Source organism: Pedobacter borealis DSM 19626, assembly GCF_000708285.2.
GTDB classification, from domain to species: domain Bacteria; phylum Bacteroidota; class Bacteroidia; order Sphingobacteriales; family Sphingobacteriaceae; genus Pedobacter; species Pedobacter borealis.
This window is the reverse complement of record NZ_JAUG01000061.1, coordinates 1-23,863: the sequence shown is the minus strand read 5'-3', so window position 1 is coordinate 23,863 and position 23,863 is coordinate 1. Positions and strand designations below refer to the sequence as shown.

The 23,863-nt window shown below is 39.3% G+C and carries 21 protein-coding genes; 3 read left to right on the top strand and 18 right to left on the bottom strand.

All coding sequences use genetic code 11. From position 1 onward, the window contains the following. Positions 1–21: 21 nt before the first annotated feature. The 3 genes from dapA to AW17_RS15805 all read left to right on the top strand — a co-directional run bounded on the left by dapA (position 22) and on the right by AW17_RS15805 (position 1,749). A complete protein-coding gene (gene dapA / locus AW17_RS15815) occupies positions 22–909 on the top strand; it encodes a 4-hydroxy-tetrahydrodipicolinate synthase (RefSeq protein ID WP_029278068.1) in 888 nt (295 codons plus the stop codon). Between the two features lie 237 nt (positions 910–1,146). After that, positions 1,147–1,446: a hypothetical protein gene (locus AW17_RS15810; RefSeq protein WP_029278067.1), complete on the top strand. Its 300-nt coding sequence runs from the start codon at positions 1,147–1,149 to the stop codon at positions 1,444–1,446. Positions 1,447–1,470: 24 nt separating this feature from the next. Beyond that, on the top strand, positions 1,471–1,749 hold the full coding sequence (locus tag AW17_RS15805; RefSeq protein ID WP_157280331.1) for a hypothetical protein: 279 nt from the start codon (positions 1,471–1,473) through the stop codon (positions 1,747–1,749). Between the two features lie 137 nt (positions 1,750–1,886). On the opposite strand, the gene AW17_RS15800 is transcribed toward AW17_RS15805, so the two are convergent. The 18 genes from AW17_RS15800 to AW17_RS15710 form a co-directional block, all read right to left on the bottom strand. Then, the gene (locus AW17_RS15800; protein WP_036670139.1) at positions 1,887–2,369 is read right to left on the bottom strand and encodes a GNAT family N-acetyltransferase; all 483 of its coding nucleotides are present in this window, start codon (positions 2,367–2,369) and stop codon (positions 1,887–1,889) included. Between the two features lie 186 nt (positions 2,370–2,555). Continuing rightward, positions 2,556–3,524, bottom strand: a complete 969-nt coding sequence (locus AW17_RS15795) for a helix-turn-helix domain-containing protein (RefSeq protein WP_083488734.1) — start codon at positions 3,522–3,524, stop codon at positions 2,556–2,558. A 316-nt stretch (positions 3,525–3,840) separates the two neighbouring features. Continuing rightward, positions 3,841–4,017 (bottom strand): hypothetical protein, encoded by a 177-nt coding sequence (locus AW17_RS15790; RefSeq protein ID WP_029278061.1) that lies wholly within the window; start codon positions 4,015–4,017, stop codon positions 3,841–3,843. A 262-nt stretch (positions 4,018–4,279) separates the two neighbouring features. Beyond that, positions 4,280–5,521: an aminotransferase class I/II-fold pyridoxal phosphate-dependent enzyme gene (locus AW17_RS15785; protein WP_029278059.1), complete on the bottom strand. Its 1,242-nt coding sequence runs from the start codon at positions 5,519–5,521 to the stop codon at positions 4,280–4,282. A gap of 166 nt (positions 5,522–5,687) precedes the next feature. Next, complete coding sequence (gene ftsZ, locus AW17_RS15780; RefSeq protein ID WP_029278056.1) at positions 5,688–7,319, bottom strand: cell division protein FtsZ; 1,632 nt, start codon at positions 7,317–7,319, stop codon at positions 5,688–5,690. A 130-nt stretch (positions 7,320–7,449) separates the two neighbouring features. After that, complete coding sequence (ftsA, locus tag AW17_RS15775; protein ID WP_029278055.1) at positions 7,450–8,808, bottom strand: cell division protein FtsA; 1,359 nt, start codon at positions 8,806–8,808, stop codon at positions 7,450–7,452. Between the two features lie 5 nt (positions 8,809–8,813). Further along, on the bottom strand, positions 8,814–10,079 hold the full coding sequence (locus tag AW17_RS15770) for a cell division protein FtsQ (protein ID WP_029278054.1): 1,266 nt from the start codon (positions 10,077–10,079) through the stop codon (positions 8,814–8,816). Next, positions 10,072–11,427: a UDP-N-acetylmuramate--L-alanine ligase gene (gene murC / locus AW17_RS15765; protein ID WP_029278053.1), complete on the bottom strand. Its 1,356-nt coding sequence runs from the start codon at positions 11,425–11,427 to the stop codon at positions 10,072–10,074. The genes AW17_RS15770 and murC overlap by 8 nt, the downstream gene beginning before the upstream one ends. A gap of 167 nt (positions 11,428–11,594) precedes the next feature. Continuing rightward, complete coding sequence (gene murG, locus AW17_RS15760; RefSeq protein ID WP_029278052.1) at positions 11,595–12,707, bottom strand: undecaprenyldiphospho-muramoylpentapeptide beta-N-acetylglucosaminyltransferase; 1,113 nt, start codon at positions 12,705–12,707, stop codon at positions 11,595–11,597. 305 nt (positions 12,708–13,012) lie between these two features. Then, complete coding sequence (locus tag AW17_RS15755; RefSeq protein ID WP_029278050.1) at positions 13,013–14,206, bottom strand: FtsW/RodA/SpoVE family cell cycle protein; 1,194 nt, start codon at positions 14,204–14,206, stop codon at positions 13,013–13,015. 15 nt (positions 14,207–14,221) lie between these two features. Beyond that, positions 14,222–15,610 carry a UDP-N-acetylmuramoyl-L-alanine--D-glutamate ligase gene (gene murD, locus AW17_RS15750; protein ID WP_083488733.1) on the bottom strand — a complete coding sequence of 463 codons (1,389 nt, stop codon included), beginning with the start codon at positions 15,608–15,610 and terminating at the stop codon, positions 14,222–14,224. A gap of 148 nt (positions 15,611–15,758) precedes the next feature. Continuing rightward, entirely contained in the window at positions 15,759–17,006 is a 1,248-nt protein-coding gene (gene mraY / locus AW17_RS15745; RefSeq protein ID WP_029278047.1) for a phospho-N-acetylmuramoyl-pentapeptide-transferase, read from the bottom strand. After that, positions 17,006–18,463, bottom strand: a complete 1,458-nt coding sequence (locus tag AW17_RS15740; RefSeq protein WP_029278045.1) for a UDP-N-acetylmuramoyl-L-alanyl-D-glutamate--2,6-diaminopimelate ligase — start codon at positions 18,461–18,463, stop codon at positions 17,006–17,008. Before AW17_RS15740 ends, mraY begins: the two co-directional genes overlap by 1 nt. Before the next feature lie 122 nt (positions 18,464–18,585). After that, positions 18,586–20,688 (bottom strand): penicillin-binding protein, encoded by a 2,103-nt coding sequence (locus AW17_RS15735; protein WP_029278043.1) that lies wholly within the window; start codon positions 20,686–20,688, stop codon positions 18,586–18,588. Further along, complete coding sequence (locus AW17_RS15730; protein ID WP_029278041.1) at positions 20,678–21,103, bottom strand: FtsL-like putative cell division protein; 426 nt, start codon at positions 21,101–21,103, stop codon at positions 20,678–20,680. The genes AW17_RS15735 and AW17_RS15730 overlap by 11 nt, the downstream gene beginning before the upstream one ends. Then, entirely contained in the window at positions 21,100–22,005 is a 906-nt protein-coding gene (rsmH, locus tag AW17_RS15725; protein ID WP_029278039.1) for a 16S rRNA (cytosine(1402)-N(4))-methyltransferase RsmH, read from the bottom strand. The genes AW17_RS15730 and rsmH overlap by 4 nt, the downstream gene beginning before the upstream one ends. Next, positions 21,995–22,462 carry a division/cell wall cluster transcriptional repressor MraZ gene (gene mraZ, locus AW17_RS15720; protein ID WP_029278037.1) on the bottom strand — a complete coding sequence of 156 codons (468 nt, stop codon included), beginning with the start codon at positions 22,460–22,462 and terminating at the stop codon, positions 21,995–21,997. The genes rsmH and mraZ overlap by 11 nt, the downstream gene beginning before the upstream one ends. Positions 22,463–23,344: 882 nt before the next feature. Further along, entirely contained in the window at positions 23,345–23,533 is a 189-nt protein-coding gene (locus tag AW17_RS15710) for a hypothetical protein (protein ID WP_157280330.1), read from the bottom strand. Positions 23,534–23,863: the final 330 nt, after the last annotated feature.

The following is a 23,863-nucleotide window of genomic DNA, read 5'->3' as shown; positions in this document are numbered from 1 at the left end:
AAAACAAAAAGTAAATTAAAAATGAACAAATTTCAGGGTACTGGTGTAGCATTAGTTACACCTTTCAACACAGATGGATCAGTTGATTATAACGGCTTAAAAAACCTGATTAATCATTTGGTAGACGGAGGGATAGATTACCTCGTTTCTTTAGGTACAACCGGCGAAACCGCTACAATGACCAAGGACGAGAAGAAGAAGGTGTGGGCCTATACCGCTGAAATTAATAACAATAGATTACCTTTAGTTGCCGGCATAGGTGGCAATAACACTTTGGCCGTTGCTGAAGATATTAAATCTTTCGATACCAACGGATACAGCGCCATTTTATCGGTTAGTCCATATTACAATAAACCTACTCAGGAAGGAATTTATCAGCACTATAAATACTTAGCAGAAATTTCTCCTTTAGATTTGATTTTATACAACGTACCTGGCCGTACCGGAAGCAACATGAGCCCGGAAACTACCTGCAGACTGGCGTATGATTTTAAAAACATCATCGCGACCAAAGAAGCTTCAGGAAGTTTTGATCAGTTTAACCAGATTATGAGAGATAAACCTGCAGATTTTCTTTTAATCGCTGGTGATGATCCGGTTACTTTACCAATGATCGCTTTAGGTGCAGCAGGGATTATTTCGGTAATCGGAAACGCTTTACCTAAGCAATTTTCTGATATGGTGAAACTTTGTTTAGCTGGCGATTATAAAGCGGCCTTGCCTGCTCATTTAAGTTTAATAGAATTTACCCGTTTGGCTTTTGCTGAGGGAAATCCGGCAGGAATAAAGGCGGCATTAAAACATTTAGGTGTTTGTGGCGATACAGTAAGGTTGCCATTGGTTAAAGCTTCTGTGGCGTTAGAAAAATCGATTATTGCAGAGATAGAAAAACTAAGCGAGGTGGCTTAAACACTACCCCAATTAATATTTTTAGAACAGATTGTTTGATTTTGCTAAAAAGTAAATGAAGACAATCTGTTTTTTTGTGTGTAAATAAAAAATTATGCAAATAAATCAACTGACAATCAACAACTTAAAACAAAGTTAAAAAACTATAACGCTACAAAAGTTTCAGGTGTATTAAAGGCATCATTATTGAATTGGCTTCGATACATACAAATAAACACACACAATGAAAAATGTATTATGTATTGCCATGTTGGCCGTAATGGTCAGCGGCTGCACGCTAAGCCGAGCAGTGAATCATCCAATATCCATGTTGGAATGAACGAAAATGATTTTAAAGATTCTCATCGCCGAGCCACTTTAGTTTACCTCGCCAATGATTCGACAATCTACGAAGTTTTTAAAGGTTCGGGAGAAAGATCAACGTTTTCTGATTTCTATTATTTTGCACAAAAAAGACTATACAAATTTGAGCAAAAAACGCATTATTTTAATAACACAACCGTGAAAATAGAAGAATCAAAAGCTAATCAGAAATAAGGGAGATAACCATGAAAAAAATTATTGTTAATTACTTTTGTGGCAGTAATGGCCATCGGCTGCAAAAGCAGGTCGTATATTGAATCTTCAATAGCAATTGGGATGCCCGAAAATGATTTTAAAAAAGCTAATCGTTCTGCAGAACTGATGTTGGCCAATGATGATAGCACAAATGTTTACCGCATGATCTCAAACTCATTTATCCCAAAACCCGAACCTTTTACTTTCTTTTATTTTTATCAGGGTAAGCTCACGCGCTTTGTAAAATCGGACCGTTTAGATGACTATAAATTTATCCATTAGGTAAAAAGAGAGATTGAATACAATATAGATTTGTCATCCTGAGCTTGTCGAAGGGCTTGTTTAATGGTGTTTCGACAGGCTCAACATGACAGAATCTGTATAGAAATTGTCTTTATACAAGTACCTTTTTTAAGATGCTAAGCAATCAATTTATTTCTTCTTTCCATCAGCAGGTTATCCTGCCAAACGCCTTTTGCCTTTCCTATTTTTTCGCGATAGCCCACTACCCTGAACCCTGCTTTTTCATAGATTTTCAATATGACCGAATTTTGCAAAAATATCCCGGCCTGAAGCATCCAAATACCTTTATTTTCACTCTCTTTAACAAGTGCGTCTAACAGTAAAGAACCTATTCCCTTGCCTTTATAACCATGTTTAACATACACTTCTATCTCACCTACCCTACCAACATCATAATTCGCCGATACTGGCAAAAGCGCGCTCCAACCTATAATTTCTTTACCTTTACAGGCCACAAACCTACAAGCCTTAAGGTGTGACGAATCCCAGTTTTCCCAGGAAATATCAGGGGTCCTAAAACTCGCAGTACCAGTATCGATTCCTTCCTGATAAATGGCACTAACCTCACCCCAGTCTGCTGCACGCATTATTCTTATCATAGTTTTAATCAATTGTGGCTAAAAAAGCCAGTGAAAGCTATATCGTTAATATTTATTAGACTAAATTAGTCAATCAGGCCCCTACTGGCGAAGATAAGCAGAACAAGTTTGTCCTGTATTATAAATCAGTACAATTAGCCGGCAAAAAACAGCACAAAGTGGTATTTTTGTAACAGAAACGTTAAGCTAACATTTTTCCTTAACAGCGCCTTTTGAATACTCAACAGGGCTCATTCCTACTAGTTTTTTAAAAGAGTTATAGAAAGCGCTCCTGGAAGAAAAGCCTGCACTATAGGCCAATGCCTCTAGCGTGAAATTTTGCATGATCTCCGGATTACGGATATTGTCTTTAATCCAGTTTACCCGATACTGATTAATATAGTCAATAAAGCTTTTATTAAAATAGCCGTTTAATACAACAGAAAGTTTATGACTGCTTAAACCAATCTCTTTAGCAAGAGATTGAAGCCTGACATCTTTATGCCTGAATGATTGATGTTTATTGATATGCAATTCTAATTTTTGTCCCCACTCTTCCAATTCCCTATTTTTGTCTTTTCCTGAAAAATTTTTCTTGATGGATAAAAGTGTTGAAGCTTTAATATTTAATAATGAAGCTACCAGTTCTAAGGGGAGGCGATCTAAATAGCCTGGATTCGTTTTGGCAAAATATAGATACCTTTCTTTTGCATTCCCCACACGGATAATGTATGCCCTCTGTTGCGCATCTTTATAATATTTTTCCAGAACAACCCTAAAGATATAGTTCAGATCAAAGTAATGCGCAAAAAGACGGTTGAGTTCTTTATTGTGGATGGCCAAAAGATCGGTATCTTCAACTGCTACCACATATTCTTGCGAATAGCCCGCCCCGTGAAGGCCGGATATAGAGCTTACAAAATCATTTTCAACGGAAATATAGGTTGTAATTTTTCTTTTATTGTGTGTGGTACAGCCCATCAATGCACCCTTTACTATAAAATAAATATATTCACATACCTCATTTTCCCTAAAAAGTACCTGATCCTTTTTTATGCTCAGCCTTAAGAGATGCTGTTCAAACTCTAAGGCCAATCTGGTATCGATTGGACGTACACTCTCCAGTATGTTCAGAACATACCCCACTTCGTCGCTATGCGCTTTATTGTATTGCAAATGTTTTGGTACCTTATACTGTTAATAATGTTAGCACTTCATACCATACTTGGCATGCTCCGGATGCTATGTTATTTGCCTTAACACTAAGCTTTCAATATATCGTAAAATCAAAGTTTCCGCTTAATGGTTGTAATCTTAAAGGCTACTATGAGCAAATAAAAAGAAAGCTAAGGAAAGTTAAGCAATGAAAGATAATTTGTCTTATATATTTTACAGTAATAAAAATATTTGACAGATAGATTAAAAATAATGAATGGCTATAACAAAAAAAAGCCTCTAATGAGGCTTTTTTTTGTTATAATATTTAGATCGCTTAAGCTTTGTTTTTAGTTTCCTGAACTTCTAAACGGATGGCCTGAGCTAAATTTTTCAAATCCTGCATACCTTTACGTATACGGGTTCCAGCTGCGCTGTTACCTTTGTTATAAAATTTGTCTGCATCAGCTTCTAAAGCTGCCACTAAACTTTTTACTTCTTCGAATTTTTTCATTTTTAATTACTCCTATGGTTCTTTAAGGTTTTAGTTTTTAATTATCTTACTCTAATTTAAAGGGTTTGGTGAAATAAAAAAATTTTTAGAACAATAAAAAACAGCCTTCAAAGCCCTTTTTTTCCACATTCTATACTTTTATAAACATATTTTCCACAAAAAAACTACATCAAGCAACTGAAATACAGATTTTTACAAAAACAATTTCAACAAAAAAGCCCTTTAAATGAGTTTAAAGGGCTTTGTTAAATTTATATGGATCTTAAACGGTAGCGAAAAGATTCTCTTTATAATATCCGTTTTCTAATTTTTCAGCAACTTCGCTAAAAGCATCTAAAGTACGTTGTACATCTTCTAGCGTATGAACAGCTGTAGGAATTAAACGGAGTTCGATCATGCCTTTTGGAATTACCGGATAAACTACGATAGAGCAAAAGATGCTATAGTTCTCGCGTAAATCGTAAGTAATTGCAGTGGCATCAGATAGTTCACCTTTTAAGAAAACCGGTGTAACTACCGAATCGGTAACACCTAAATCGAATCCGCGTTCGCGTAATCCTTTTTGTAGGGTCATTGCAATTTCCCAAAGTTTATCTTTTAATTCAGGTTGGCTTTTTAGCAATTCTAAGCGTTTTAACAAACCGATTACCATTGGCATTGGTAATGCCTTGGCAAAAGTCTGAGAACGCATGTTATACCTTAAGAAATTGGTAATCTGCTCTGTTGAAGCAACAAAAGCACCAATGCCCGCCATAGATTTGGCGAAGGTTCCAAAATAAACATCAATTCCATCAATACAGTTTTGTGCTTCGTGTGTACCTGCACCGGTTTTACCCATTGTACCGAAACCATGTGCATCATCAACCAGGATACGGAAGTTGAAATCTTTTTTAAGATCAACAATTTCCTTCAATTTACCCTGAGCACCGCTCATTCCAAAAACACCTTCGGTAATTAAAAGAATACCACCACCGGTTTCTTCAACCAGTTTGGTAGCACGCTCTAACTGCTTACGGGCACTTTCAATATCATTATGTTTGTAAACAAATCGTTTACCCATGTGCAAACGTAATCCATCTACAATACAGGCATGCGATTCTGCATCATATACCACAACATCATTCCTGTCAACCAGAGTATCTATAATAGATACCATACCCTGATAACCGTAGTTTAATAAAAATGCATCTGGTTTGCCCACAAATTCTGCAAGTTCTTGTTCCAGCTGTTCATGATAGTTTGAATTACCGCTCATCATACGGGCACCCATAGGGTAAGCCATACCAAATTTTGCAGCAGCTTCTTCATCTGCTTTTCTAACTTCGGGGTGATTGGCTAAGCCTAAGTAGTTGTTTAAACTCCAAACCAAATGCTCTTTTCCACGAAACTGCATGTGAGGTGCAATTTCTCCCTCTAATTTTGGAAATGAGAAATACCCATGAGACCATTTCTGGTGTTGGCCAAGTGGCCCCATGTGTTTTGCTATCTTATCAAATATATCCAATGTATTATGTGTTTTTTATAATAAAATTTTGCGAATTTAAGCTTTATTCGTCTTAAAATCAACCTAATGATCTCTTAGGTGTTAATTAAGATTTTTTAACACTCCAATTTTATGCCAAAAAAGCCCCGATTTTACTTCGGGGCTTTAAAATTATATTTGGTTTGTTTTAATCAACGTTATCGTGCAAGAAAGAATTGTTAGGTCTGATCTCAGTACCACCATCCTGATCGTTGCTTAAAGTAAAGCGACTCACCTGCGATTCAGAAGAATGCTGAACTTGTTGCAACTGCATTTGTTTGCGTTTATAAGCAGGTTCGTTTTCCAGCTCCTGTAAACCATTGGTGGTGCGCAGTTTCATGCTTAAATCTTTTAAACGTAAGATACGTTCTTTAGATTTTTTCAATTGTTCTTCCATCGATTCATCACTTTTGTCATCGTCTAAACCTACAACCGGCATTTCGATTTCTGGTTCAGGCTCAGGCATTGGTGGCATTTGGGCAGCCGGTGTTTCGAACACAAAATTAGTTTCAGCTAATTTCACTTCAAACTCAAAACCAGTTTCCTGTGCTTCTTCTACCTGAGGTTCTTCTTCCATCAAAGTATGGCGAACCACATTATTTTCTGGTTCCTGAACTTTTTGAGGTTCCGATTTATTGAACATACCACCAAAAAGATCTGCCTGCGAAACTTCTTCCTTCGTTTTTAAAACAGGCTCGTAAGATGGCGTTGTTTTAGGCTGAATGAAAGAGTTTACTGGTTCAACGGGACGAACTAGCGGCGCTTCTTCAGGTGTTAAAAGTGATATTTTCTTTTTATTTTTTTCTTCATTTACGCGTTCTTCTGATGTTTGGAAACCTGTAGCAATAATGGTTACTGAAAGTTTATCGCTTAAAGATTCGTCGGTACAGTTACCCCAGATCAAATCAGCCGATAAACCAGCTTTCTCCTGAATGTAATCGGTAATGATCGAAACCTCATCCATGGTTACCTCACGCAGACCAGAACTAATATTCAATAAAATATAACGGGCACCTTCGATTTCATTATCTTTTAACAATGGAGATGCCAAAGCGCCTTCAACTGCCTGTAATGCACGGTCTTCACCCTCAGCGGCAAAACTACCCATAATGGCTACGCCACTATCTTTCATTACAGTACGCACATCCTTAAAATCCACGTTGATATAACCCGGAACGGTAATAATCTCTGCGATACCTTTTGCTGCCGTGGTTAAAATATCGTCGGCCTGGCCAAAGGCAGAGCCTAAGGTTAAGTTTCCGAAGATTTCACGCAGGCGATCGTTAGAGATGACTAAGTAAGAATCTACGTATTTTTTCAACTCTTCCATTCCTTCATCTGCCTGCAGTCTACGTCTTTTCCCTTCGAAAGAAAATGGTGTAGTAATGATGGCAACAGTTAAAATATCAAGTTCTTTAGCTGCTTTCGCAATGATTGGAGAAGCTCCTGTTCCGGTACCACCACCCATTCCTGCTGTAATAAAGAGCATTTTGGTTGTACTGCCTAACATTGCCTTAATATCATCTATATTCTCTATAGCTGAGTTTTTACCAACCTCAGGGATAGAGCCAGCCCCCATTCCTTCTGTTAAGCTAGCACCTAATTGTACCTTGTTAGGTATAGGGCTAGATTCCAAAGCTTGGGCATCTGTATTACAAATAATAAAATCCACACCAGTAATACCAGACAGGTACATATGGTTCACTGCGTTGCCGCCACCGCCTCCAACACCAATTACCTTGATGATTGAAGACTTATCTTTTAACATTTCGAACTGCATATCTTTATGAATCAGTTGTTTAAAAATTTTTAAATTCTGTTCATTACTCAATGTAATATTAACACTTTTTCAACAGACGTTTTCCACAACTGTTGATAATGTGGAAAACTCATCTTTTGTGGAAAAATAATTAACTTTTTAAGTAATCTTCATCGCTTACATTCATGTCATCCTGAATGAAAGTTCTTGTTTTTGCCAGTAATTTATCAAACAATCCTAGTCCACGTTTTTCTTTTTCTTTTGCTGTTTTTGGTTTTTCTACAAAAACACCAGGTTGTTTCATTTCTTCAATTAACTCTTCTGCTTTCTGGATTCCTTTGATCAGCAAGCCTACACTGGTTGCATACATCGGGCTTTTCAGGTCATCATAAATGGTTTTAGGCATATCTTCATATTTAGATAAATGCTCATTCGGGTAACCAATACGACAATCTAAACCGGTTACATATTCAACTGCCTGAGATAAGTGTTTTAATAAAGCACCACCACCGGTAATTACAATACCACCGATCAGTTTTTTCTCATATCCGGAAGATTTGATCTCGTAATATACGTGCTCAATAATTTCTTCCATGCGCGCCTGAATGACGTAAGCCAGGTTTTTAACCGAAATTTCTTTTGGTTCACGGCCACGTAAACCTGGAACACAAATAATTTCGTTTTCTTTATTCTCTTCTGCCAATGCAGAACCAAAACGTGTTTTTAATAACTCAGCCTGGTTGCGCATTACAGAGCAGCCCTCTCTGATATCTTCGGTAACACTATTGCCACCAAAAGGGATAACTGCCGTGTGACGGATAATACCTTCGTGGAAAATGGCAATATCTGTAGTACCACCACCAATATCAACCAATGCAATACCAGCTTCTTTTTCTTCCTCGCTCAACACCGATTCAGACGAAGCCAATGGCTCAAGAATTAAATCCTGAGTTTGCAGACCTGCATTGTTTACGCATTTGATGATATTTTTTACAGCCGTAACCTGACCAGAAATGATATGGAAGTTAGCTTCTAGGCGAACCCCTGCCATACCGATCGGATCTTTGATTCCCGGTTCGTTATCGATGGTAAATTCCTGTGGTAATACATGGATGATCTCCTCACCTGGTGGCATTACCAATTTAAACATATCATCAATCAGCTTATCGATATCTTTTTTACCGATTTCGTTGTTTAATTCTCTTCTTGTTAAAATTCCTCTGTGCTGTAAGCTCTTAATGTGCTGACCCGCAATACCCACATTTACCACTTGTATCTCTACATTGGATTGTCCGCTTGCTACTTCAACTGCTTGAGCAATACCCTGTACGGTTTTTTGAATGTTAGAAACCACTCCACGTGTCACACCCGCCGATTCTGCCTTGCCTATTCCTAAGATTTCTATCTTACCGTGTTGTGTTCTACGACCAACGATAACACAAATTTTTGTAGTACCGATATCCAATCCTACTACAATGGGAGACTGACTGGTAAATTTTGCCTTGTCCATATTCGTTAATTTTGCTGAGTTTTATACTGTTTTTCCAGGGCCCTGATTTCTTTCTCTCTTGCTTCTTTCTCTTTCTTCAATTGGGCCTCAGATTTTGCCGGCTTTGGCTGTGTTGTTACCGTTTGCTTCGGTTTTTCTTTTTTATCCGCTGGCTTTGTTTCCTTTGGTTTGGTGGCCTGCGCAACCGCTGGCTTTTTTACTTCTGTTTTAACTGCTTCCGTTTTTTTAGGCGCTGCCTTTTTCACTTCCGCTTTTTTCGGCTCGGTCCTCTTCGCTTCAACCTTCGGCACTTCTACCTTTTTAGGCTCATTTTTTTTAGCTTCGGGCTTTTTTGGCGCTTCCCTTTTAGGCGTTTCTTTTTCAGCCTCATCTGCCTCAGGCCGGTCATCCAGTGCCGCAACGATTGTGTTCTTGATCAATGAATCGGTTACGTTTCGTTGTATCCTCAAACTATCGGCTGCAGAAATTGTTTTTCCTTTTTTTCCTAATTCTGTCGAATCTCTTTTTTCGCAAACAATCTGGTTGGTATATTTAATATTGATGGTTTTATAAGTATCCCAACCTACCTGTGGCATTGCTTTTTTATAGAAAAGCAACAGGTTTTTCATTTTCTTTTCAAGCGAATCGGCATTACCCAAAACAATACGTTGATTACCTACCCTTGGGATCAGTTCGATGTCGTTTTTCTGATCAACCACAATCTGTTCGATCTGAGCATCCCAAAGGGTATCTTTCTTAATGTACTGTGCAGTTTTATATAAATCTCTTGCCAATTGTGTGTGCAGGGTATCAACTCTGCTTCCAAAAACCTCTGTAATATGCCCTGTAGCCACAAGCACGTTGGCCGTGAAGTTTGATGAAATAGGCATTTTCAGTCCATCATTATCGATGTAAAAATCCTGCCCATTTTCGTTCAATATGCGCAGAATAGGCTGACGTTGTTTTACTTCAATGTGTAATACCCCATCCATATCCACATATACTTTAGCAAAACCGATGTAAGGGTTAGACTGCAGTTTTTTCTCGATCTTATGGATGTTGATATTCTCGAGGTTACGACCTAAAAGCACACCTTGATCTTCTTTTAAAATGGCATCAATTTCTTCCCGTTCAATAAAGTTATCAGCTCCGGGAATCAGGATCTTAATATCCGTGCATTTAACAGTCTGTTTCTTCACATTGATAAAACTCAAAAGCACCACCACCCCTGCCAAGCTGATCAGCCAGGCAAAGCCAGTAAAAATTGCGCTCCAGTTTATCCGTTTAAGCATTGTTTAAAGTATTTTTAAGGGGTTCGATAATCGTGTCGATATCTCCCGCACCTACTGTTAAAATTAATTCAGGTTTTGTGTTCTTAACATGCTGAACCACAAAATCTTTTCCACATATTTTTTTATCTGCTAAAGTGATTTTATCCAATAAAAACTGTGCATTTATCCCTTCAAGCGGCAATTCTCTTGCGGGATAAATCTCCAACAGCATCAGTTCATCAGCCGTGCTTAAAACTTTTGCGAATTCATCAGCAAAATCCCTTGTCCGTGTGAAGAGGTGCGGCTGAAAAATCACCGTTAGCTTTTTATCTGGATACAACTGTCTTACCGCATCAAAACAAGCCCTCAGTTCTTCAGGATGATGTGCATAATCATCAATATAAATCTGATTGCCATTATTCACAATATATTCGAAGCGGCGTTTAACACCCTTAAAATTGGCGACTGCCTGTTTTACTTTTTCTGCATCGATACCCAATTGCAGCGCAATGGCAATGGCAACCGTTGTATTTTCGACATTGTGCTTACCGGGTAGCATTAAACTAATGTCTTTGATACTTTGTGTATTATCGGTATAATCGAAAACAAATTTCGATCCTTCTACCCTTAAATTCTCTGCCTTTGCCCTTGCCGTTGAACTTGCCGCATAGCTGATGCTTTTCTCCAGCAGCAAGCCTTCATGCGCATAAAGCACGCCTTCGGCTTTAAGCTGGCCTGCAAACAAACGGAAAGATTCTTCGAGGTGACTTTTATCTCCGTAAATATCCAAATGATCGGCATCCATTGAGGTCACCACAGCTACATCGGGATGCAGGGTGAGAAACGAACGGTCATATTCATCGGCTTCTACCACGACTACATTGTTATCACCAAAAAGCACATTACTGTTATAGTTACTGGTTATCCCACCTAAAAAAGCGGTACAATCGTAGCCGGTATCTTTTAAAATATGCGCAACGATAGATGATGTTGTGGTTTTACCATGCGTACCCGCAACCGCAATACAGAACATGCCTTTACCGATGATCCCTAAAACCTCAGAACGTTTTTTAAGTGCAAAACCTTTATTTATAAAATGGTTTAAAATTTTAGCATCTTTTGGAATCGCTGGAGTGTAAACCACAAGGGTATCATCATGATCATCCAAAAATGCACAAGGCAGCGAAGAGGCTTCATCAAGATACGTAATGAGAATGCCTTCCCGCTCTAAGGTTTCGGTCAGTTTAGTCCTGGTTTTATCATAACCACAAACCACCTGTCCGCGTTTAGCAAAATAACGGGCAAGCGCACTCATGCCGATACCACCGATACCTACAAAGAAAACCCTATTTATTTTACTTAGTTCCATTTTATTTTAAGCTAAAAGTGGAAAGACTAAAGCTTAAAGCCTGCCTTTCTACTGTTTTAAGCTGAAAGTTGAAAGACCAAAGCTTAAAGCTTCCTTTCAATACTCCAGTTATGTTATTTATTTTTATTCTCTACCTATTTTTGCCTTCAGACTTTGGACTTTTTACTTTAGTCTTTCCGCTTTATTAGTTTCAGTACTTCGTTCGCTATAATTTCGTCTGCCGCTGGCAAAGCCATTTCACCTATATTTTCTGAAAGTTTTTCACACTGTTCTTTGTTATTTAATAACGCCAGTGCTTCTTTAATCAAAGTATCTTCTGCAGAGCGGTCGTTAATTAATATTGCTGCTCCATTTTTAACCAGGGCCATCGCATTTTTGGTTTGATGGTCTTCTGCAACATTTGGCGAAGGCACCAATATCACTGGTTTTTTAATCAAACAAAGTTCTGCTATGGTTCCGGCTCCTGCCCGGCTCACAATTACATCTGCTGCTGCATAAGCGAGGTCCATTTTATTTAAAAACTCAAGGATGCGAACATTGGGATGATATGCTAAACCCAATCTTTCAATAATCCCTTTGTAGTAATATTTACCTGTTTGCCAGATCACCTGCACATCTTGAGCAAGGATATCGGGTAAATGTTTTTCAATCGCTTTATTCAGTGTGCCTGCGCCTAAACTTCCACCGGTAACCATAATGGTCTTTTTCAATGGATCAAGCTTTAACAGTTCGGCACCCTGAAAATGTTTTCCTTTAATATCAACTACTTCCTGGCGGACAGGATTTCCTGTTTTTAAAATCCTATCAGCTGGAAAAAACTGATCCATATCATCAAAGGCAACACAGATTTTTGAAGCCTTTTTACCTAACCATTTATTGGTTATTCCGGCATAAGAATTCTGTTCCTGGATGAGGTAAGGAATTCCTTTTAAAGAGGCTGCATACAATAGTGGGCCTGAGGCATAACCACCAACACCTACTACGGCATCGGGCTTAAAATCATTGATAATCTGCATAGCTTTGCGAACACTACCGATTACCTTGAACGGGAGCGCGAGATTTTTAATAATCGAGCCACGTTGCATTCCACTGATATTTAATCCTATAATTTTATATCCGGCTGCAGGAACTTTTTCCATTTCCATGCGACCTATTGCACCCACAAACAAAATCTCACAGGTTGGCACCATGCGTTTTAGCGCATTGGCTATGGCCACGGCGGGAAAAATATGCCCGCCGGTGCCACCACCTGATATGATAATTTTTGGGGAATTATTCATTTTAATTATTATTTAACCGCAAAGAGCGCTAAGTTTCTCGCAAAGCACGCTAAGCATTTTGTTTTTTTTACCACCGAGTACACTAAGTTTTCACAGAGGGTACTGAGTTTTATTTTTTTGTTTACCACAAAGGCGCTAAGAGCGCCAAGGTTTTCCTATCGGATTTCACACTGAGGGTTGATCAATTGAATAAACAATTTCTTCATAGTCTCTGTGCGAACCTCTGTGTCCTCTGTGGTTAATTTTACTTTATTATTTTTTTAAATAGATTGCTTCGTCATGCTTCCTCGCAATGACGATTCATCTTAAGCTATTGCCGGTATTTCACCTATTATTATTTTATTTTTTACTTTCTCTTTTTCTTCTTTTGTTAACGCATTTGCATTTTCTTCTACATCACGGCTTACGCTGAGTATAATCCCGAAGGCCACACTGGTAAAAATCATTGATGTACCCCCCATACTGACCAATGGCAGCGGAACCCCTGTTACCGGCCCCAACCCTACCGCTACCGCCATGTTTGCAAAGGCCTGTATCGTCAGACTGAAACTCAGTCCGGCTGCCAGGAGTGCGCCGAAGGCCTTGGGTGCCCGGGTTACGATCTTGATACATCGGTATAAAAGCACCAGGTATAGTATCATAATTACAATTCCTCCCACTGTTCCCCATTCTTCAATAATAATGGCGAAAATAAAATCGGAATACGGGTGTGGTAGGAAATTGCGTTGTGTACTATTACCTGGTCCTTTACCAAAAACACCACCAGTAGCCAAGGCAATTTTTGCCTGGTCTGCCTGGAAAGTTTTATCTGAATGCTGCATTTCAGGATGCATAAACGTATTAATACGCGACATGTATGTTTTTCTTCTTGGACCCAAAAAGAAAACAAACAGCAGGAGCACAAAGCCACCTGCACAAACAATCGCGATCTGTTTAATACTGATCCTACCGATAATTAACAGCAAAATACTTACACCAAACAGCATTAATGCTGTAGATAGGTTGGCCAGTGCGATTAAAACAAACACCACACAAACCGAACCCATAATTGGTATAAATGACTCTTTAACATTTTTAATATTTTCTTGCTTTTTGGTTAGCATCCTGGCCAAAAAAGTAATCAATGCGAGCTTAGCCAAATCGGAAGTCTGAAATGTTAATCCGATTACCGGTATTTTAACCCACCTGGAAGCATCATTTAAGTTGGTTCCAAATATTAACGTATAAAACAGCAACGGAATGGTAACGATCATCAGCACCTTCGAAATCCCCGCATAATAGCGGTAATCGAGCAAGTGGGCGATATAAATCATGCCGATACCCATCATCACAAAAATTAAGTGTTTGGTGAGTAAAAGCTTTTCTACTGCTTCGCCTTTTTTATATGCCAAGGTACCTGTTGCACTATACACCGCCATTACGGATATAAGCGAAAGCAGGATGATGATCAGCCAGATCCATCTATCGCCTTTTGTTTTATTAAGTAGTGCTTGGAACATATATTCTACCTCCTATTATAATTCTCTAACTGCCGCTTTAAACTGGTTACCGCGGTCTTCATAATTTTTAAACAGATCGAAACTAGCACAAGCTGGAGATAACAAAACCGCATCGCCACGTTTAGCCAAATGGAAAGCAATCTGCGCTGCTTCATCTGCCGAAAAAGTATTTACAATTACTTCTACATCATCCTCGAAAGCATCGTGGATACGTTTGTTATCCTTACCCAAACAAACGATAGCCTTAACCTTACTTTTAACCAGATCTTTAAGCATATTGTAATCGTTTCCCTTATCAACACCGCCCATAATCAATACTACATCACTGGTCATACTCTCTAAAGCATACCAGGTAGAGTTCACATTGGTGGCTTTACTGTCGTTGATAAAATCGATCCCCGAAATTTTGGCCACATGCTCTAACCTGTGCTCAATATTTTTGAAATTGCCCATGCTTTCGCGGATGGTCTCATTTCTTAATTCTAAAACTTTAGACACAATGCCTGATGCCATAGAATTGTAAATGTTGTGCTTGCCCTGTAAGGCTAAATCTGAAATAGACATCGTTAGTTGGTTATTTGGTTCTGTAAGGATATGTATAGTAGTTTCTTCTAAATAAGCACCCAGTTCTACTTTTTTAGTAATTGAAAAGGGAAAGGCTTTCGCCACAGGCTTAATTAACGCGACGGCTTTTAGGCTCTCTTCGTCATCTGCACAATAAATGAAAACATCTTCTGCTGTCTGGTTTTGAACAATCCGCATTTTAGATGCAGCATAATTCTCCAGTTTATAATCGTAACGATCTAAATGATCTGGCGTGATGTTAAGTAAAACTGCGATATCCGCTTTAAATGCGAACATATCATCAAGCATGAAACTTGAGATTTCCAGTACATAATATTCGTAATCTTCTGTAGCCACCTGTGCTGCAAAACTCTGTCCGATATTACCCGCCAGCCCTACATTTAAACCTGCATTTTTTAGGATGTGATAGGTTAATAAACTCGTGGTCGACTTACCGTTTGAACCCGTAATGCAGATGGTTTTTGCATTGGTATATCTTTTGGCAAATTCAATTTCCGAAACCACAGGAACACCTTTTGCGGCCAATTTTTTAATAATTGGTGCTGTAGGCGGAATACCCGGACTTTTAATTACCTCTGTTGCATTTAAGATTAACTCTTCGGTATGCTTTTCAGATTCGAACGGAATGGAAAGTTTTTCTAAAGCTGCTTTATATTTATCGGTAATTACCCCGTAATCGGAAACAAAAACATCGAAACCTTTTGCCTGAGCCAATTTTGCAGCGCCAACTCCACTTTCGCCGGCACCAAGAATAACCACACGGCCCTGCCCGGTCATCGCTGACTTAGTATTGCTTGATGTGATATTATTCGTGCTCATTATTATTTTTTAGTATCAAGTGATAAGTATCAAGTATCAAGACCGGATACCATCACATTTTAATTTTTTACCTTATTTTTTATTTACCACTAAGGGTATTTTAATTATTATTCTATCTTTTGCCTTTCAGCTTTAGTCTTTCAGCTTTTTACCTCAGTTTCAATGTTACAATGGTCATAATGGCCAGCATAATTCCGATAATCCAGAAGCGGGTTACAATTTTGGCTTCGTGGTATCCTTTTTTCTGGTAATGGTGGTGCAAAGGCGACATCAGGAAAATCCTGCGGCCTTCGCCAAATTTCTTCTTGGTATATTTAAAATAAGATACCTGCATAATTACCGACACCAGTTCTACCAGGAATATTCCACATAAAATCGGGATCAAAAGCTCTTTACGGATCATCAATGCAAATGCGGCAATAATACCGCCGATAGCCAAACTTCCGGTATCGCCCATAAAAATCTGGGCCGGGTAAGAGTTATACCAAAGAAAACCTACACATGCACCAACAAAAGCCCCCGCAAAAATCATCAGCTCTCCGGAGTTGGGGATATACATTATATTGAGGTAATCGGCCATAATGGTATTACCGGATATATAGGCCAGAATACCCAGGGTAATCCCGATTACTGCTGATGTTCCAGTGGCTAAGCCATCAATACCATCGGTGATATTGGCGCCATTTGAAACCGCTGTAATGATAAATACGGTAAAGATGAGGAATATGATAAATGCATATTTCTGGTAATCGCCACCTAAAAATTTCAATACCTTGGCATAATCGAACTCATTGTTCTTATAAAAAGGCATATTGGTTTTAGTCGATTTTACATCTTGTGTATAATAAAAGGTTTCTCCCTTTTGACGTAATACCATAGGAACCGTAGAAGTGCTCTTAACATTATCCTGAACAGTTTCCCTTACCACAATATTGGGGTGAAAATACATCGTAGTCCCAACAATCAGACCTAAACCCACTTGGCCAACCACCTTAAACCGGCCAGCTAAACCTTCTTTGTTTTTCTTGAAAACCTTGATATAATCATCCAGAAACCCGATTGCACCCATCCAAATGGTAGTGATGATCATCAGAATGACGTAGATATTGGAAATATTGGCAAATAACAGGGTCGGAATAAGAATACCCAGCAAAATAATGATACCACCCATTGTTGGCGTACCTTGTTTTTGCATCTGTCCTTCTAAACCTAAATTCCTTACCGTTTCTCCCACCTGTTTTTTATGCAAATAATCAATTAGCCTGCGCCCGTAAACGGTGGTAATGATCAATGACAAAATAATAGAGATAGATGCACGGAAAGTGATGTACTGAAACAACCTTAACCCAGGTATATCATAATGCTTATGCAGGTATTCGAATAATAAATATAACATTAGCTGATTGGTTTTAATTGTTCAAGTAAAATTTCTTTATCATCAAAATGGTTCCTTACGCCATTAATTTCCTGGTATTTTTCATGCCCTTTACCAGCAACAAGAATAATATCTCCCGGCTGCGCTAAATGGCATGCTGTTTTTATTGCTTCTCTTCTATCTAAAATGGATAAGGTTTTACGCTTATTGGTCGGTGACACGCCTGCTTCCATTTCGCTGATAATCGTCTGTGGGTCTTCCGTTCTGGGATTGTCGGAGGTTAAGATCACTTTATCGCTCCAATCGCAGGCTACCTGGGCCATAATAGGGCGTTTGGTTTTATCTCTGTCTCCACCACAGCCAATCACTGTGATTACCTGTTCAGTACCTTTACGGATATTGGCGATGGTGCTCAACACATTCTGAACAGCATCTGGCGTATGCGCATAATCTACAATACCTATAATCTTATCCGCAGAGGTGATGTAATCAAATCTTCCTTCAGCGCCTGATAAACGGCTCAACAAAGTCAGCACCTTTAACTTATCCTGTTCCAACAAAATGGCTGTTCCATACACGGCCAATAAATTGTATGCATTAAAAGAGCCTACAAGCTTGAAGTAAACGTCTTCGTTATCGATATCTAAATGCAGGCCACTAAACTGGTTTTCGATAATTTTTGCTTTAAAATCGGCCAGTTGTTTAAGCGCATAGGTTTTTTTATGCGCTTTTGTATTCTGCAGCATCACCACTCCGTTTTTATCGTCAATATTGGTCAATGCAAATGCCGATTTAGGCAGTACATCAAAAAATGCTTTTTTAGCTTTCAGGTAAGCGTCAAAAGTTTTATGAAAATCTAAATGATCGTGTGTTAAATTAGAAAATACACCACCTGAGAAAGTCAAGCCTTCAATCCTGTGCTGAGAAACTGCATGTGAGCTTACTTCCATAAAACAGTAATCGCAACCCGCATCGACCATTTCTCTTAAGAGCTGGTTTAATACGATCGGATTTGGTGTGGTATGCGTTGCCGCCACTACCATATCATTGATATAATTCTCTACCGTTGATAAAAGCCCGGTTTTGTAACCTAAATCTTTAAATAATTTAAAAAGAATAGTAGCAATGGTGGTTTTTCCGTTGGTTCCTGTTATGCCGATCAGTTTCAGATCTGCCGATGGATTTTCAAAATAATTCCCGGCAATGATACCCAAAGCCACAGAAGTGTTTTCTACCTTGATGTAGGTAACGGTAAAATCATCGATCTCTGGTAAATTTTCACAGATAATTACACCTGCCCCCTGCTGAATAGTCTGCTCAATAAACTGGTGTCCATCTGCTACAGTACCTACTATAGCAAAAAAGATATCATCTTTACTTACTTTACGCGAATCGAAATTCAGCGCGTTGATTTCCCTATCGGTTTTACCAACCAATTCTTTAATCGTTACGCCATAAAGTAAACCCTGTAATTGCATTTTTTTATTCTTTTAGTATCGAGTAGTAAGTATCAAGTAGCAAGACCTTAAACCTTTCTACCCTCACCTTCTACCTCTGTTTAGTATCGGGTAGCAAGACCTTAAACCCTATACCTTTTACCTTAATTCAGCTCTATCTGTACACCCAATCCTTTACCCACCTTTGTTCCAGCGATGATGGATTGACTGACCACTTTTCCAGAACCCGAAACCTTTGTTTTCAAACCCGCATTTCCCAAAAGGTACAATGCATCTTTCAACCCCATTCCTGCCACATTTGGCATCACCCCTTTGCGCTCGTTATTTTCCTGAAAAATTGTTCCTGCACTGGTATCTATAATATTGTAATACTCAGATTTTGAAGCAAAAAGCGGTTTAAAACCAAATGCTTTATACACTTTCTGAGTCGCTTTACTCTGTCCTGCTTTTGTTGGCGGATTACCCGTATTACCTACCAAACGGGTCGGCACATCGTTATACATCTGCATATCGCTGGCATAAATACGGTCGGCAATTTCCCTGAACACAGGGCCCGAAACCGTAGCACCATAATAAGCACCTTTTGGATCGTTGATTACTACGATTAGCGAGTACTTCGGTTTATCAGCTGGAAAATACCCTACAAAAGAAGCCTGATATTGTTTTTTCCCTTTATATCCTTTATTTGCATCAGCCACCTGGGCAGTACCGGTTTTACCCGCGATTGGATATAGCGGATTATAAACGATCTGCTTTCCACTACCTTCCGTAACCACACCTTCAAGCATTTTCTTGATCTTGCTTAGGGTAACATCCGAACATATCTTATCATTGATCACCCTGGCTTTAAACTGTTCAATCGGGTTACCCAGCCTTCTGATTTCTTTCACAAAAATCGGTGCTATCATTTTACCGTTGTTGGCTACCGCATTATACAATGAGAGCATCTTTAACGGTGTCAACATCATTTCGTAACCGTAAGCCATTTGCGGCAGCGTCATGTTTTTGTTCCAGCTTTTGTTCCCTTTAGGATTTTTGATCACCGGCATTGCCTCACCAGGAATCTGCAGTTCCATTTTTTTGTTCAGCCCCCAATCATATAGGTGATCTGTAAATTTCATCGGATCGCTGCCATAATGCGTGTTGATCAGCTTTGCGATTGCAGCATTGGAAGAGGTTTCAAAGGCTTTTTTTGCTGTAACCGTTTCAATTTTTGGATGTGAATCCGTAATCAGTTTTCCAGGGATCTGATAATAACCAGTACCGATCATGGTATTCGTATCGATCAATTTATCTTCTAAAAGCGCCATGTATGAGGCTAATTTAAAGGTGGATCCTGGATCCTGGTTACCCGCGATGGCATAGTTAAATTTCTCCTTATACACCCCTTCCTCTACCTTAGAGAAATTAGCTACCGCCCGGATCTCACCTGTTGCCACTTCCATCAGGATTACTGTACCATGATCGGCCTGCGATTTGATCAACTGCTTTTCCAACGCACTCTGGGCCAGATCCTGCATGTTCACATCAATGGTCGAAATAATATCAGCACCATCTTTCGGAGCCACTTCAGCCTCCTCGTTTACCGGGATATAAACACCCCCAGCGATGCGCTGCATCAACCTTTTCCCGGTTTCGCCGTTGATATACTCTTTATAGGCGCCCTCTAAACCCACGCCATTTTTAACATTTTCGTTTTTATAACCAATGGTACGGGCAGCCAAAGCTTGAAAAGGAAGAATCCGTTTATTCTGCTGAACTGCAATTAAACCGCCACTAAACTTACCGATGTTATATAATGGAAAAGTCCTGATGGCTTTAAGATCAGCATAACCCACTTTTCGGTGAATCAGTAAATAGCGCGAGCTGTCCTGACGACCTTTACGCAGGTATCTAGCATATTCCTTAGCCGTTTTATCCTGAAAGAGCAGAGCTAATTTATAACCCAGTGAATCTACTTTCTCGTTAAATACTTTATCATCGGCAATACCTCCAGCAAACATATCCATACGCAGTTCGTATTCCGGTATCGAAGTAGCCAGCAAGCTTCCATCGTTAGAATAGATATTCCCACGGGTAGCCTCCACATTTACATACCGTGTAGAAAGACTATCTGCCATAGCTTTCCATTTTTTCCCTTGCACATATTGTACCTGACCGAGGCGTAAAAACACCGCGAAAGCAAAAAGCACAATTAAGCCAAATGCCAGATATACACGAAGCAAGATGTTTGCTCTAATATTCATCGCTTTTAACAATTATTTTTTTTGGTGGTTCAATCAGTTCTTTTATCCCAAGGGTATCTACCTTTTTGGCCACCTCTGTCAGTTTACTCTTGAACATCAGGTCGGCCTTAAGGGATTTATACTCCCATCTTAATTCTTTTACTTCTTTATTTAATTTATCAATCCGGCGAACATTGTTTACCGCAAAGTGGCTGTTAGCAATGTAAATCATTCCCAAGAGTGCCAGAAAACACAAATAAGGCAAAGCATCAGTTGCCGCCTCTTTACTTACTAATCCATCATTAAAAAGCTTACTGATAAATGAATTGCTATCCATTTTTTCTTCAGCAGTCTTTGGCCTTTTGGGCGCAGCTTTTAACTCTGGTTCAGGCCCAACTTCTTCTTCTTCTTCTATCTCTTCCCTAAACCTGTTCATATCTTTTCTGCAATTCTTAGTTTCGCACTGCGGGCCCTATTGTTTTGAGCAATCTCCTCATCAGTGGCAATTATCGCTTTGCGTGTAATTACATTAAATGGTTTCTGCTGGTTTCCAAAAAAATCCTTTTCTACCTCACCCTGAAATTTACCTTTCGCCATAAAGTTTTTAACCGGCCTATCTTCTAAAGAATGATAAGACATCACTACTAAATGACCGCCCGGCTTCAACACATCAGCAGCCTGCAATAGAAAATCTTCAAGCACCTGGATTTCAGCATTCACCTCTATGCGCAACGCCTGAAACACCTGCGCCAGATATTTATTCTCTTTTCCTTTCGGGATATAACCGGCAATTGCCGACTTCAAACTGTCGATATCGGTAAAAGGCTGCTCTAAACGCGAAGTCACGATGGCACGGGCCAGCGATTTAGCATTCTTCACTTCTCCATAAATCCCAAAGATTTTATGCAGCTTATCCTCTGTATAGGTATTCAATATTTCGGCAGCCGTTAAATCGCGATGCTGATCCATACGCATATCCAGATCGGCATTATGACGGATAGAGAAGCCACGCTGTGGCACATCAAACTGATGCGAGGAAACCCCAAGATCAGCCAGAATACCATCAACCTGCTTAAAACCTTTTAAGCGGAGATTATTTTTCAAAAAACCGAAGTTCTGGTCGATAAAAATAAAACGATCGTCATCAGGAATATTCGCCTGGGCATCAGGATCCTGATCGAATGCGATCAATCTTCCTTTCGGTCCAAGATGTTTCAAAATCTCTCTCGAATGACCACCACCACCAAAGGTTACATCAACATAAACACCATCAGGTTTAATATTCAAGCCATCAATACAAGGCTGCAACATCACAGGAATGTGGTAATTATTCGCCATCTGCTCCTCCTTTCTTATTGCCCATTACTTTTTGGGCAAGACTTGCAAAATTGGCCGGAACATCATCAAAAATATCTTCGTATGCTTTTTTATCCCACACCTCGATACGATCCAACTGGCAGGCCAGAACAAGATCACTACCGATACCCGCATATTCTACCAAAGATTTCGGCAAAAGCACACGGCCGGCAGCATCAAGCGAAAGCTCGGTTGCCCCACGCGTAAAAGCCCGCACAAAGGCCCTGTTTTCCTGATCGTAAATATTAAGCTTGGCAAGATCGGCCACAACGGCATCCCATACACTTTTAGGATAGATCACCAGGTTTTTCTCAAAACCACGGTTAATAATCAACCCTTCTTTCTCAGATTCAGGCAATTGTTTCTTAAGCGCAGCAGGTACCATAAGGCGGCCCTTTGCGTCAAGTTTACAATCGAATTCTCCTAAAAGTTGGGTCATAGTGGTATCTACACTTTATATCTAGTGTAAAAGTAAATAGTTCTACCACTTTTTACCACTTTTTACCACAAAAAAGTTTTCCACATCTCTTTTGTTACCATAATGGTCTCACAATATAGTTAGAATAAGACTATCAGCACAAGAAAAAAGCCATTAACAACTGATAATAAGTGGGTTAAAAATATATTACCCAAAAGTGTCACCTCCGCCCAATTTTTCCCATAAATTTAAAGGACGCTAGTAATGAACTCCTTATTCGTATTATTTAACCACCCCGCCCTACGGGCACCTCTCCTTAAAACAAGGAGGGGAGTAATTCGACGTTAGAAAAGCAACCTAGCCCAAGAACCACCAGCCCAAGTTAATTAAACCTGATGGTAGCGGCAGCCCCGAAGTATGAGGGCTACAGCGAACAGCAGGAAATAATCAGCCATGAAAAACCGCTCTTTCGTTTCCAAAAAACCAAAAAAATGGATGTTTTCGGCTTATGCCTTGCAGGCAACGTCAAATGGCATTATTTAAGCGTTTTTAATCACAGATGCACACAGATAAACACGGATTTTATATCCGTACACATTCTTTCTACCTGTATTTCAAACTCTTACAGCCAGATAAAAGGTTTTTGGAAATGTATAGTTCAGTACCTGTGGAGGAAGCAGCCCCGCCCCCGCTTCTGCCCCAATTGAAAAAATTGTGGCATCCCGCTAAGGTCGGGTTTAGATCACACCTGTTATTGCTAAATGAGGGGTTTTCCGTGCAACAGGCCTAACCAATTTAGCCCTTGGCAAAGCGGTATCCCAATGTTATTAAGTTAAGGAGAAAACAAAAAACATTGTCATCCTGAGGGGTAATTTATTTTGTAAAAATCAATATAAATGACGTTTAAATTTCAGACGGTATATAATTCCCCTCTTTTCGAGGGGTGTCCGCAGGACGGAGTGTTTTATTTGTCCTAGCCGGACAGGCTTCTTTCTTTTCGGTGTCAAAAAAACCAGCATAGCTAGCTTGAATGCCGTTGAAAACATAAAGGCCCATGAAAAAACAAAAAACATCGGCTGAAAATTTATTCATTTGTATTATAGTTTTCAGCTGCATTCATGAGGGCTTCGCCGTTTTCTTTTGAAGCTAGTGGGTTGGCTTGAGCAGTGCGGCCCGAAAAATTTGTTAGACCGTATTTATTAGAACGGGGATACGGTGCTACGGCCTAGTTGGGTGGAAATACAAAATCGTGATAACCTGAGTTCGATAATTATTAGCTGAAAATCATATCTTATACACGCCTAATCCAGCTTTATCGTCCTGCTGAATTTATTTCAGCATCTTTTTAGCGTGAAAGACCCTGAAATAAATTCAGGGTGACGACCGTCTTAACAGAAAACTTGATTAAAACGCCACAAAATG

What these genes read in the sequence shown, in the direction of transcription:
- AW17_RS15735 (WP_029278043.1), bottom strand. Translation starts at nt 20,688, where the DNA reads ATGAATATTAGAGCAAACATCTTGCTTCGTGTATATCTGGCATTTGGC.
- murC (WP_029278053.1), bottom strand. Translation starts at nt 11,427, where the DNA reads ATGGAACTAAGTAAAATAAATAGGGTTTTCTTTGTAGGTATCGGTGGT.
- ftsZ (WP_029278056.1), bottom strand. Translation starts at nt 7,319, where the DNA reads ATGCAGTTCGAAATGTTAAAAGATAAGTCTTCAATCATCAAGGTAATT.
- dapA (WP_029278068.1), top strand. Translation starts at nt 22, where the DNA reads ATGAACAAATTTCAGGGTACTGGTGTAGCATTAGTTACACCTTTCAAC.
- AW17_RS15730 (WP_029278041.1), bottom strand. Translation starts at nt 21,103, where the DNA reads ATGAACAGGTTTAGGGAAGAGATAGAAGAAGAAGAAGAAGTTGGGCCT.
- AW17_RS15770 (WP_029278054.1), bottom strand. Translation starts at nt 10,079, where the DNA reads ATGCTTAAACGGATAAACTGGAGCGCAATTTTTACTGGCTTTGCCTGG.
- mraZ (WP_029278037.1), bottom strand. Translation starts at nt 22,462, where the DNA reads ATGACCCAACTTTTAGGAGAATTCGATTGTAAACTTGACGCAAAGGGC.
- AW17_RS15755 (WP_029278050.1), bottom strand. Translation starts at nt 14,206, where the DNA reads ATGTTCCAAGCACTACTTAATAAAACAAAAGGCGATAGATGGATCTGG.
- AW17_RS15740 (WP_029278045.1), bottom strand. Translation starts at nt 18,463, where the DNA reads ATGCAATTACAGGGTTTACTTTATGGCGTAACGATTAAAGAATTGGTT.
- murD (WP_083488733.1), bottom strand. Translation starts at nt 15,610, where the DNA reads ATGAGCACGAATAATATCACATCAAGCAATACTAAGTCAGCGATGACC.
- rsmH (WP_029278039.1), bottom strand. Translation starts at nt 22,005, where the DNA reads ATGGCGAATAATTACCACATTCCTGTGATGTTGCAGCCTTGTATTGAT.
- mraY (WP_029278047.1), bottom strand. Translation starts at nt 17,006, where the DNA reads ATGTTATATTTATTATTCGAATACCTGCATAAGCATTATGATATACCT.
- AW17_RS15710 (WP_157280330.1), bottom strand. Translation starts at nt 23,533, where the DNA reads ATGAATAAATTTTCAGCCGATGTTTTTTGTTTTTTCATGGGCCTTTAT.
- ftsA (WP_029278055.1), bottom strand. Translation starts at nt 8,808, where the DNA reads ATGGACAAGGCAAAATTTACCAGTCAGTCTCCCATTGTAGTAGGATTG.
- murG (WP_029278052.1), bottom strand. Translation starts at nt 12,707, where the DNA reads ATGAATAATTCCCCAAAAATTATCATATCAGGTGGTGGCACCGGCGGG.
- AW17_RS15800 (WP_036670139.1), bottom strand. Translation starts at nt 2,369, where the DNA reads ATGATAAGAATAATGCGTGCAGCAGACTGGGGTGAGGTTAGTGCCATT.
- AW17_RS15810 (WP_029278067.1), top strand. Translation starts at nt 1,147, where the DNA reads ATGTATTGCCATGTTGGCCGTAATGGTCAGCGGCTGCACGCTAAGCCG.
- AW17_RS15790 (WP_029278061.1), bottom strand. Translation starts at nt 4,017, where the DNA reads ATGAAAAAATTCGAAGAAGTAAAAAGTTTAGTGGCAGCTTTAGAAGCT.